Below are 3,306 nucleotides of genomic sequence, written 5' to 3'. Positions count from 1 at the left end.
TGGCAATCCACCAGGTGATCGTTCCAGTTTGCTCGGGCAGCGACTTCAGGACATCCTCGAGCGCGTCCCACTCCCCCGTTTCTGGCAGGATGGACACGACCTGTTCAGGGACGGGCAATCCGCCAGATGTCGGTTGCCACGGAAAACGACCACACTTGATTCGTGTATTGCCGATATCCACGGCAAAGAAAAAGCGTCGATCCATCGATGGTGCGATCCCCAATCAGATGCCATGACAGCTCGATGTCAACTAATGAGAATTATGATTGACGCTGAGAGGCTTGTGCAAGCGTCTGCCTAACCGATGGGGATCTTAGGAAAAGTAGTGGGCTGCACAGACCGCTGATCCGCTAAAGTTTGCCAAATCGTTTCTGCCAGAATATTGAGGTTTTCACCGGTCACAGCCGAGATCTTGAGCACGGGTTTTTGCAGGACATCCTGAAGCTCCTGCCGCACGCGCTCCGCGCTTGGCAGATCGGCCTTTGTGACAACGACGATTTCGGGTCTCGTGACAAGCCCAGGATCGAATTTTTCCAGTTCAAATCGGATATTGCGATAATTTGTGAGGGGGTCGCTGCCGTCATAGGGCTCCGGTTCGACAAGGTGAACGAGGATCCCGGACCGCTGAATGTGGCGGAGAAATTCGTGCCCCAGTCCTGCCCCCCGATGAGCCCCCTCGATCAGCCCGGGGATATCCGCCATGACAAAACTCCGCTCCATGTCGAGCATAACCCGGCCCAGGTGAGGATGTTTCGTGGTGAAAGGATAGTTGGCGACTTTGGGACGGGCCCGCGTCATTCGGCTGAGCAGGGTGCTTTTTCCGGCATTCGGTTTGCCGACCAATCCCACGTCGGCGATCAGACGCAGCTCCAGACGGAGATGCCGGGCTTCGCCTTCACTTCCCGGCGTAGCTTCCCGCGGCGCCCGGTTGGTAGGCGATTTGAAGGCGGCATTTCCTTTACCACCCTTCCCGCCCCGGGCCACCACGACGCGATCTCCCGGCCGGGCAAGATCCTTGAGAAGCAGATTGTGCGTTTTGTCGAAAACCAATGTGCCTGGCGGTACGGGGAGAATCAGATCGTTGCCTGACCGTCCATGGCACAAGGCCGGGCCACCACGCTCGCCATCCTCGGCGATCCAGTGTTTCCGGTGAGCCAGTGCTGCCAGACTGTCCACGCCTTCCTGGGCCACCAGAATGACACTCCCCCCGTCGCCGCCGTCCCCTCCATCCGGCCCGCCTTTGGGAACGTATTTCTCCCGGCGGAAGCTGACGCACCCGTCTCCTCCGCGTCCACCTTTTACAAAGATTTCGACCTCATCTACGAACATGGGCCGCGTTAACTACTTCAGCCGAGGACAACGCCCGAGCAGGAACTCGGTGCGGGGTCATCCCGTTATTCCCTGGCAACGGCTATTCCCTGGCAACGGCGCACAAAAAAGGGACCACGATGCGGTCCCGGGCAAACATTCAGCAAGTTTGGGGCATGTGGTGACCACACTTTGACGGTATCAGTTTTTTGGCCGGTTTGCCTACCGTCAAAAGTTCGGGCACGATCAGCCCATCAGTTCAACGCAGTCACGACATTGACCCGGCGGCCGCCGCGGTCAAATTTGACGTAACCATCCACCAGGGCGTACAGCGTGTAATCACGCCCAACTCCCACGCCGTTGCCGGGATGAAATTTGGTGCCAAGTTGCCGGACCAAAATGGTGCCAGCCTTGACGAACTGTCCCCCGAAGAATTTCACCCCACGGTATTGGGGGTTGGAATCCCGCCCGTTTCGGCTTGATCCTTGGCCTTTCTTGTGTGCCATGTTGCGACTATTTCCTTAAAACGTACTAAGAACCGGAAAACCTGCTTCTGAGCAGACGATCAGGAACAATTATCCACTCATCCACTCATTGTTAACGGTAAATCCACGCGTAGTCAACCGTCCCCGGCTGACCAAATCGGATCGTGTCTTCCCGGAGGATGAACTCGTCCCCCGGCCGCCAAAAGTTGAGCCGGAGCGTCTTCCGTTCAAATCGCCGCCCCTGGCCGATCGGGTCTCCCGGCTTATAGGCGCCTGGGGGGTCCTGCCAGCGATAGGCGTTGGACAGTCCGACGACGAGAATCGAGAACTTGTCGATGGACGGATCGACATCCTCCCAGGTGGCCACCCCCCACATGGACTGGCCCACCGCCAACTCGCGTGTGGACACCTGGGTCGAATCGTAGAAGTTGATATTGGGGTCTTCCCGCATCTGGATAGGCTGCTTGGCGAGCGGGATGACACGGTCGGGATACCTTTTCATGCCGGACGACGTCTCCGCTTCCAGGTAAAAGATGGGAATGAACCTGACCGGCACGTCCACGGTATCGACGCGGTAGGTGCCGTCCTCTTCGGGCACCGGGCGGAGGGCCCCGCCGCGATTGGTGACCTTATAGACCAGGTACCAAATTGTTTTCCGCTGAAGTTTGCCACTGGGCTGGGGAAGATCGACCTGAATCAGCCGCGGTAGCTTGAACTGGAATTCCAGACAGTACACTTCCCGTCGGAAGTCCACCCCCTTGGCCCAATCCAATTGGGGATCTGCTGCGACCAGCTCGACGATATCCTGGCGGTTGTGGGTTTCATCCACCTGAACGTCGGGCGGAATCGTGATCAAGACGCCAGGTGCCAGGCGGCGCGGCGGCCCCAGGATCTGCTCCGGAATCGGCATCGCCTCAATCTGCTTCTCCGCCGGTGAGGGTGTGAGCGGTTGCGCCGGCTGAGTTCCCGCAGGCTGGGCAGCATTCTGCGGATTGGTGTTCTCTTCGGCTCGGACAACCGCGTCCAGTCCCGTAATCAAGAGCACACCCAGGACAAGAGCGAGCAAACGCCTGATTAGCCAACGGTGTCGATCATGCCAGCACATGCGAGGCGCCTCGTCAGACACACGAGCAGGTGGAGCTACCCGCCAGCTCAAAGAAATAATCACCCTTCACACACCATCAACCGGCCCAAAGCCCGTCTTTCGACACGGCTGCCGGTTTGAGCACTCTTCGGCCTTCTAATCCCTAGTGTAATCAACACTCAGGCGGCTGCCAAATCGCGGCCCGAAAGGTACAACGGACCGTTCCGCGGAAATCGAAACGGGGCGCAACTCCGCCCGGCTTCCCTCTCAGGTGCGAAGCGCTTCCAGCTCACGAAGGCGATTGAGCACCTTGTCTTCCGGTTCCTCCGCCCCTTCCGAGACGGCCGACATATACTCATCTTCCCACTTTTCCACGTAACCTCGCAGATCGAGTAATTCAGAGGGTTCGAGATGGTCAATGAAGAGAAT

The 3,306-nt window shown here is 58.3% G+C and carries 4 protein-coding genes; all 4 read right to left on the bottom strand.

Annotated elements, in window-relative coordinates:
• The coding region (locus H5U08_RS13510; protein ID WP_297034047.1) for a hypothetical protein at window positions 1-205 on the bottom strand (205 nt) is incomplete at its 3' end.
• Window positions 206-297: 92 nt separating this feature from the next.
• Window positions 298-1,329, bottom strand: a complete 1,032-nt coding sequence (obgE, locus tag H5U08_RS13505; protein ID WP_297034044.1) for a GTPase ObgE — start codon at window positions 1,327-1,329, stop codon at window positions 298-300.
• Between the two features lie 233 nt (window positions 1,330-1,562).
• The gene (gene rpmA / locus H5U08_RS13500; RefSeq protein WP_297034040.1) at window positions 1,563-1,814 is read right to left on the bottom strand and encodes a 50S ribosomal protein L27; all 252 of its coding nucleotides are present in this window, start codon (window positions 1,812-1,814) and stop codon (window positions 1,563-1,565) included.
• A 91-nt stretch (window positions 1,815-1,905) separates the two neighbouring features.
• Complete coding sequence (locus tag H5U08_RS13495; RefSeq protein WP_297034037.1) at window positions 1,906-2,898, bottom strand: hypothetical protein; 993 nt, start codon at window positions 2,896-2,898, stop codon at window positions 1,906-1,908.
• Between the last annotated feature and the right edge of the window lie 408 nt (window positions 2,899-3,306).

It is taken from the genome of Thermogutta sp. (genome assembly GCF_014359955.1).
Classification (GTDB): Bacteria; Planctomycetota; Planctomycetia; order Pirellulales; family Thermoguttaceae; genus Thermogutta.
Note: the sequence above shows the minus strand (reverse complement) of the source record. Positions and strands in the feature narration are given on the sequence as shown.